The organism is Arthrobacter sp. SAFR-179 (assembly GCF_059414945.1).
Window position 1 is genome coordinate 1 of record NZ_JBPFDM010000025.1, and the last position, 1,403, is coordinate 1,403.

The window sequence follows — 1,403 nt, forward strand, 5'->3', positions numbered from 1 at the left end:
TGACCCTTCTATAGTTCGTCAAACCGTGCAGGGGTCCAGTTTTGCCGCGTTGAGGGTTCGGTAGATGCGCCGGGCGAGATAGCGTTTCACGCATCGGCGAATCTCCCTTTTGGTTCGTCCTTGGGCTTGTCGTTTCTCGACGTAGGCAGTGGTTTCGGCGTCGAATGTCATTCTGCTGACGGCGGCCATGTGAAGAGCCCTGTTCAAGGTTCTGTCGCCGCCGCGGTTGAGTCTGTGCCGGACAGTGTTTCCGGAGGATGCCGGGATTGGGCTGACTCCAGCCAGGGAGGCGAAGGCGGCCTCCGAGCGGACCCGCCCCTGGTGGGACCAGGCAGTGAGGCAGATGGCGGCCGTGACGGGGCCGAAGCCGTTTTCCTGGAGCAGTGGCGCGGCTTCGCTGATTTGGACCAGTTCGGTGATCTGGCCGTTGTTGGTTTTGATCTCCGCGTCGAGCTTGCTGATGTGGTTGGCGAGCCGGACCACTTCGGAGCGGGCAATCGAGATGGCTAGTGGTTCGTCCCGTGCCCGCCACCGGGATACCTCGGTGATCTGGGAGCCGGTGAGGGGTTTGCGGGCGTCAAGGCCAAGATCGTTCACTCTGAGGAGCGCGGTGAGCGCATTCACGGCCCGGGTGCGGTCCGTGGTCATGGACTCACGGGCGCTGATAAGAATGCGCAGGCCTGCGCGTACGCCTTCATTGAGTCGGGGCCGGCGCAGCTGCTGCTCATCCAGTGGCAGGCCGGCGGCGGCGATCCGGTGCGCGTCCAATGAATCGGACTTGCCGACCCCGTGGTGGGTCCGGGCATCCATGCGTGCGGCTTCGACGACGGGATAGCCGGCGGCGCCGACGGCTCCGGCCAGCAGCGCGCCGTAGGACGCGGCGCCCTCGATCACCCACAGGGCAGCCAGGTCAGCGCAGGTGAGGCGGGCCACCCAGGCGATGGCCCGGTTGATGCCGGCGCCCGTAGTGGGGAAATCCCGGCTCTGAAGCAGCGAGCCGGTGGCGGTATTGATGATGGCGAAGACATGTTTTTTCGCGTGGGTATCGACTCCCACGACAAATGGGTAGGAATGAGCAACGATAGACATAGCGGTTCTGGCACTTCCTCTACTTCGTGGATATGGTCAGGGCCGCGCGCGGCCGGTACCAGCCCGGGTAGAGGTCACTTCGGAACAGCACTGTGACGAGCCACGCCCTCTAGGGGCGGACAACCTTCTGATCAAGTCACCAAAGTGGGCCGGGAAGGTACCGGCCGGCCCACGCCATAGACGGACAAGTCACTTACAGGACACCCCAACCGGGGGCCAATCGTTTTGTGAGTCACGACCACAGCGCGGAACGGCCAGTACCAACTCTGCCAGCCAGTCCCAGACCAGCCACTCCAATCCTCACAGTCGTTTTG

General features: G+C 63.6%; 1 protein-coding gene. It reads right to left on the bottom strand.

What is annotated here, in order from left to right; genetic code table 11:
• Window positions 1-18: 18 nt before the first annotated feature.
• Complete coding sequence (locus tag ACR65K_RS20595) at window positions 19-1,089, bottom strand: IS110 family RNA-guided transposase (RefSeq protein ID WP_440154741.1); 1,071 nt, start codon at window positions 1,087-1,089, stop codon at window positions 19-21.
• Window positions 1,090-1,403 lie beyond the last annotated feature (314 nt).

Excerpts from the sequence above, each read along its gene's own strand:
- ACR65K_RS20595 (WP_440154741.1), bottom strand. The coding sequence starts at position 1,089 with ATGTCTATCGTTGCTCATTCCTACCCATTTGTCGTGGGAGTCGATACC.